Source organism: Kitasatospora sp. NPDC057512, from assembly GCF_042802135.1.
Taxonomy (GTDB): domain Bacteria; phylum Actinomycetota; class Actinomycetes; order Streptomycetales; family Streptomycetaceae; genus Kitasatospora.
The window spans coordinates 1-4962 of record NZ_JBHVET010000654.1 but is presented as its reverse complement, the minus strand read 5'-3'; the positions used below and the strand labels follow the sequence as shown (position 1 = coordinate 4962).

The following is a 4962-nucleotide window of genomic DNA, read 5'->3' as shown; positions in this document are numbered from 1 at the left end:
GGGCCGTTCCGCACCCGGACGTGCCGCCCGGCCTGCCGCCGGACGCGCCCCCGGCCCGCCGCCCGTCGCGCCCCCGGCCCCGCCGCCGCATCTCGGCCCGATCACGACGGTCTCGGTCCGGTGAAGCGCCCGTCAAGGCCGCGTCAACGTCGTGCCGTCACCCGTATGGAGGGCGTCAGGGCCCCATAACGCGCCGCTGACGGCTGGTTTGCTGCATCTGCCGGTCGTCCGCCGGCGCCGCGCGAGCCCCCTCGGCCCAGGTCGCGGCATCTCCCGAACCACTCTGGTGGAGCCCATGTCCGATCTCATCTACGTCGGTGTCACGGTCGCCGTGTTCGCCGTCATCGCCCTGATCGCGCGGGGGGTGGAGAAGCTGTGAGTGCGGAGAACATCGCTGGTCTGGTCGTGGCTGTCGCGCTCGTCGGCTATCTCGTCGTGGCGCTGATCTTCCCGGAGAAGTTCTGACATGGGATCCACTCTCGCGGGCTGGCTCCAGGTCATCGCCCTCGTCGGCGCGCTGGCCCTGTGCTACCGCCCCCTCGGCGACTACATCGCCAAGCTCCTCACCTCCGCCAAGCACCTCAGAGTCGAGCGCGGCATCTACAAGCTGATAGGCGTCGACGGCGACGCCGACCAGCGCTGGTCGTCGTACCTCCGCTCGGTGCTGGCCTTCTCGGCCGTCTCCGTCCTCTTCCTCTACGGCCTGATCCGCCTCCAGGGCTACCTGCTGCTGAACCTGGGTGTTCCGCAGATGGCGGGCCACCAGGCCTGGAACACCGCGATCTCGTTCGTCGCCAACACCAACTGGCAGTCCTACGGCGGCGAGTCCGCGATGGGCCACCTGGTGCAGATGGCGGGCCTGGCGGTGCAGAACTTCGTCTCCGCGGCCGTCGGCATCGCCGTCGTCGCCGCGCTGATCCGGGGCTTCACCCGCAACCGGACGGACCGGGTCGGCAACTTCTGGGTGGACCTCACCCGGATCAACCTGCGCCTGCTGCTGCCGATCTCGATCGCCTTCGCCCTGGTGCTGGCCGCCAACGGCGTGATCCAGAACTTCCACGGCTTCCACGAGGTGACCTCGCTGGCCGGCGAGGTCCAGAAGATCCCGGGCGGCCCGGTGGCCTCCCAGGAGGTCATCAAGCTGCTCGGCACCAACGGCGGCGGCTTCTTCAACGCCAACTCGGCGCACCCCTTCGAGAACCCGACCGGTTTCACCAACCTGGTCGAGATCTTCCTGATCCTGCTGATCCCGTTCGCGCTGCCGCGGACCTTCGGCCGGATGGTGGGGGACAACCGCCAGGGCTACGCGATCGTCGCCGTGATGGGCCTGTTCTGGGCCGCCTCGGTGGCCCTGCTGACCCTCGCCGAGTCGCAGCACCACGGCACCGCCCTGCAGGCCGCGGGCGCCGCGATGGAGGGCAAGGAGCAGCGCTTCGGCATCGCCGCGAGCTCGCTGTTCGCCGCCTCGACGACGCTGACCTCGACCGGCGCGGTGAACTCCTTCCACGACTCGTACACGCCGTTCGGCGGCGGGCTGACGGTCTTCAACATGATGCTGGGCGAGATCGCGCCCGGCGGTGTGGGCTCCGGCCTGTACGGGATGCTCGTGCTGGCGGTCATCGCGGTGTTCGTGGCGGGCCTGATGGTCGGCCGCACCCCCGAGTACCTGGGCAAGAAGCTCGGCGGCCGGGAGATGAAGTTCGCCTCGCTGTACATCCTCACCACGCCGACGATCGTGCTGGTCGGCACGGGTGTGGCGATGGCCCTGCCGGGCGAGCGCGCCGGGATGCTCAACTCGGGCGCCCACGGCTTCTCCGAGGTGCTGTACGCCTTCACCTCGGCGGCCAACAACAACGGCTCGGCCTTCGGCGGCATCACCGTCAACACCGACTGGTACGACACCGCGCTCGGCCTGGCGATGATCTTCGGCCGACTGCTGCCGATCGTCTTCGTCCTGGCGCTGTCCGGCTCGCTCGCCCAGCAGCAGCCGGTCCCGGCCACCCCGGGCACCCTGCCCACCCACAAGCCGCTGTTCGTGGGCCTGCTGTCGGGCGTGATCCTGATCGTCGTCGGCCTCACCTACTTCCCGGCCCTGGCTCTCGGGCCGATCGCGGAAGGTCTGTCCTCCTGATGTCCACCCCTACGCTCAACCCCGCACCGGCCGACACGGCGGAGCCCGCCGCGCCGCACAGAGTGTCGAGCGGCCTGCTCGACCCGAAGCTGATCGTCGCGTCCCTGCCGGACGCGGTGAGGAAGCTCGACCCCCGGGTGATGGTCAAGAACCCGGTGATGTTCGTGGTCGAGGTCGGCTCGGTGGTCACCACCGTCGCCGCGATCGCCGACCCGTCCGTCTTCGCCTGGGCCATCACCGTCTGGCTCTGGCTGACCACGATCTTCGCCAACCTGGCCGAGGCCGTCGCCGAGGGCCGCGGCAAGGCGCAGGCCGACACCCTGCGCAAGACCAAGAGCGACACCATGGCCCGCCGGCTCACCGACTGGCCGGCCACCAGCGCCGAGGAGGAGGTGCCCGGCACCGCGCTCCGGCTCGGCGACCACGTGGTGGTCGAGGCCGGGCAGGTCATCCCCGGCGACGGCGACGTGGTCGAGGGTGTCGCGAGCGTCGACGAGTCGGCGATCACCGGCGAGTCCGCGCCCGTCATCCGCGAGTCCGGCGGCGACCGCAGCGCCGTCACCGGCGGCACCAAGGTGCTGTCCGACCGGATCGTGGTGAAGATCGCCTCGGAGCCCGGCAAGTCGTTCATCGACCGGATGATCGCCCTGGTCGAGGGCGCCGCCCGGCAGAAGACGCCGAACGAGATCGCGCTCAACATCCTGCTGGCCTCGCTGACCATCGTCTTCCTGGTCGCGGTCGTCACGCTCCAGCCGATGGCCACCTACGCGGGCGCCCCGCAGTCGATGATCGTCCTGGTCGCCCTGATCGTGGCGCTCATCCCGACCACCATCGGCGCGCTGCTCTCCGCGATCGGCATCGCCGGCATGGACCGGCTGGTGCAGCGCAACGTGCTGGCGATGTCCGGCCGCGCCGTCGAGGCCGCCGGCGACGTCAACACCCTGCTGCTCGACAAGACCGGCACCATCACCCTGGGCAACCGCCAGGCCGCCGAGTTCCTGCCCGCCCCGGGCGTGTCCACCGAGGACATGGCCGGCGCCGCGCAGCTCTCCTCGCTCGCGGACGAGACCCCGGAGGGCCGCTCGATCGTGGTCCTCGCCAAGACCGAGTACGGTCTGCGGGCCCGCGCCCAGGGCGAGCTGACCCACGCCACCTGGGTCCCGTTCACCGCCCAGACCCGGATGTCGGGCGTCGACCTGGACGAGGCCGACGGGGTCCACCAGGTCCGCAAGGGCGCCGCCGGTGCCGTCTCCAACTGGGTGACCGGGAACGGCGGTTCGGTCGGCGACGAGGTCTCCGCCCTGGTCGACGGGATCTCCGCCGCCGGTGGCACCCCGCTGGTCGTGGCCGCGAAGACCGGCAGCGCGCCCGCCCGCGTCCTGGGGGTCATCCACCTCAAGGACGTGGTCAAGGAGGGCATGCGGGAGCGCTTCGACGAGCTCCGCCGGATGGGCATCAAGACCATCATGATCACGGGCGACAACCCGCTGACCGCCAAGGCGATCGCGGAGGAGGCCGGCGTGGACGACTTCCTCGCCGAGGCCACGCCCGAGGACAAGATGGCCCTGATCAAGAAGGAGCAGGAGGGCGGCAAGCTGGTCGCGATGACCGGCGACGGCACCAACGACGCCCCCGCGCTCGCCCAGGCCGACGTCGGCGTCGCGATGAACACCGGGACCATGGCGGCCAAGGAGGCCGGCAACATGGTCGACCTGGACTCCAACCCGACCAAGCTGATCGAGATCGTGGAGATCGGCAAGCAGCTGCTGATCACCCGCGGCGCGCTGACCACCTTCTCGATCGCCAACGACGTGGCCAAGTACTTCGCGATCATCCCCGCGATGTTCGCCGGGGTCTACCCGGGCCTGAGCCACCTCAACATCATGGGCCTGCACAGCCCGCAGTCCGCGATCACCTCGGCGATCATCTTCAACGCCCTGGTCATCATCGGCCTGATCCCGCTCGCCCTGCGGGGCGTGCGCTACCGCCCGTCCGACGCCAGCTCGCTGCTGCGCCGCAACATCGGCGTCTACGGCTTCGGCGGCCTGGTGGTGCCGTTCGTCGGCATCAAGCTGATCGACCTGATCGTCCAGTTCATCCCCGGCCTCAGCTGAAGCGGGAAGGAGAGAAAACCATGTCCAAGCCCCTGCCGACGATCCTCCGCACCCACTTCACGGCCCTGCGAGCGCTCCTGGTGCTCACCGTGATCCTCGGGGTCGCCTACCCGCTCCTGATCACCGGCGTCTCCCAGGTCGCCTTCACCGACAAGGCGAACGGCTCGCCGGTGAAGGCCGACGGCAGGGAGGTCGGCTCCAGCCTGATCGGCCAGAGCTTCAACCTCCCCAAGGCCAACCCGGACGACCCGAAGGAGGAGGCCCGGCCGGACCCGAAGTGGTTCCAGCCCCGCCCCTCCGCGGCCGGGACCGGCTACGACGCCTCCTCCTCCAGCGCCAGCAACCTCGGCCCGAACAGCGAGGACCTGCTGAAGGCCGTCGACGACCGCCGCGCCGCCGTCGCCGCGTTCGACGGCGTCGACCCGGCGAGCGTCCCGGCCGACGCGCTGACCGCCTCCGGCTCCGGCCTCGACCCGCACATCTCCGTCGCGTACGCGAAGGAGCAGGTCGACCGGGTCGCCAAGAACCGCGACCTGCCGGTGGAGACGGTGAACAAACTGGTCGAGAAGTACACCGAGAGCCGCTCGCTCGGCTTCCTCGGCGACGAGGGCGTCAACGTCGTGCTGCTCAACAAGGCGCTCAGCGAGCAGAAGTGACACCACCTCGTACAGACGGGTGACCGGGCCGGCCCGGGCACGGGAGCACACCTCCCGCGCC

At 70.2% G+C, this 4962-nt stretch carries 4 protein-coding genes; all 4 read left to right on the top strand.

The genetic code is table 11. From position 1 onward, the window contains the following. Positions 1–375: 375 nt before the first annotated feature. The 4 genes from kdpF to kdpC are packed head-to-tail and all read left to right on the top strand — an operon-like array spanning position 376 to position 4901. Positions 376–465, top strand: coding sequence for a K(+)-transporting ATPase subunit F (kdpF, locus tag ACFU6K_RS31285; protein WP_045693083.1), 90 nt, complete (start codon positions 376–378; stop codon positions 463–465). Between the two features lies 1 nt (position 466). Next, a complete protein-coding gene (gene kdpA, locus ACFU6K_RS31280) occupies positions 467–2131 on the top strand; it encodes a potassium-transporting ATPase subunit KdpA (RefSeq protein ID WP_380668738.1) in 1665 nt (554 codons plus the stop codon). After that, positions 2131–4245: a potassium-transporting ATPase subunit KdpB gene (gene kdpB / locus ACFU6K_RS31275; protein WP_380668736.1), complete on the top strand. Its 2115-nt coding sequence runs from the start codon at positions 2131–2133 to the stop codon at positions 4243–4245. The genes kdpA and kdpB overlap by 1 nt, the downstream gene beginning before the upstream one ends. 20 nt (positions 4246–4265) lie before the next feature. Then, positions 4266–4901 carry a potassium-transporting ATPase subunit KdpC gene (kdpC, locus tag ACFU6K_RS31270; RefSeq protein WP_380668734.1) on the top strand — a complete coding sequence of 212 codons (636 nt, stop codon included), beginning with the start codon at positions 4266–4268 and terminating at the stop codon, positions 4899–4901. Positions 4902–4962 lie beyond the last annotated feature (61 nt).

Excerpts from the sequence above, each read along its gene's own strand:
- kdpB (WP_380668736.1), top strand. The coding sequence starts at position 2,131 with ATGTCCACCCCTACGCTCAACCCCGCACCGGCCGACACGGCGGAGCCC.
- kdpA (WP_380668738.1), top strand. The coding sequence starts at position 467 with ATGGGATCCACTCTCGCGGGCTGGCTCCAGGTCATCGCCCTCGTCGGC.
- kdpC (WP_380668734.1), top strand. The coding sequence starts at position 4,266 with ATGTCCAAGCCCCTGCCGACGATCCTCCGCACCCACTTCACGGCCCTG.